The following is a 672-nucleotide window of genomic DNA, read 5'->3' as shown; positions in this document are numbered from 1 at the left end:
CTATTGAAGAAAGAATGGCACAAAACTAAGTGCTTTACAACATAGATTTATAAATAAAAAACGGTCTTAAAAGCAGTTTTGTATTGTATTTTGTCATTTTGATGTTAGGAAAAATCTCTTGATGTTAATGAGGTTTTCACTCTGCGAAGTGGTATTTATACAAATAACATTGTAGATGTTTTTTATTTTGAAGCCAACAAACAATCTCTATATCTGAAAAAAATCATACAAACAAACCACATCAATAATGAAACAGTTTACATTAGCATTAGTTTTACTATTTAGTGTGCTTGCAATAGCACAGGAAGAAAAAAAACCGGAAATTTTTCCTTTTAAACGCCCGGAGCTTTTAGTGGGTAAAACCGTTACAATAAGACCGCTTACTGATAAGGAAATAAAAATACAAAAAGGCTATCATAATTTTTATAAAGATAAATATAATATCCATACCTATCATGAAATAGGATTTGAAACTTCTGACCCCAAATCTCTGGAAAACAGGGTTTTTAAAGTGGTTTCCAGTGATCCTAACGATACTGTTAAACTAACACTTGAGGCAGAAGACGGAGAAGTTATTTATTACAGGCTACTTGCAGGTTATCCTAAATACTATTATTTTGAAGTAGAAGGCGGGCTTGATTTTCCAAACGATTTTTATTGTGATTATTTTGA

The 672-nt window shown here is 30.8% G+C and carries 1 protein-coding gene; it reads left to right on the top strand.

Features of this window, described 5'->3' with window-relative positions; all coding sequences use genetic code 11:
- Positions 1–247: 247 nt before the first annotated feature.
- Positions 248–672: hypothetical protein (locus Q763_RS17275; RefSeq protein ID WP_035136323.1), on the top strand; the 425-nt coding region annotated here is incomplete at its 3' end.

The sequence above is a fragment of the Flavobacterium beibuense F44-8 genome, from assembly GCF_000769915.1.
Taxonomy (GTDB): domain Bacteria; phylum Bacteroidota; class Bacteroidia; order Flavobacteriales; family Flavobacteriaceae; genus Flavobacterium; species Flavobacterium beibuense.
The sequence above is the reverse complement of the archived record's forward strand: the minus strand, read 5'-3'. Positions and strand labels throughout refer to the sequence as shown.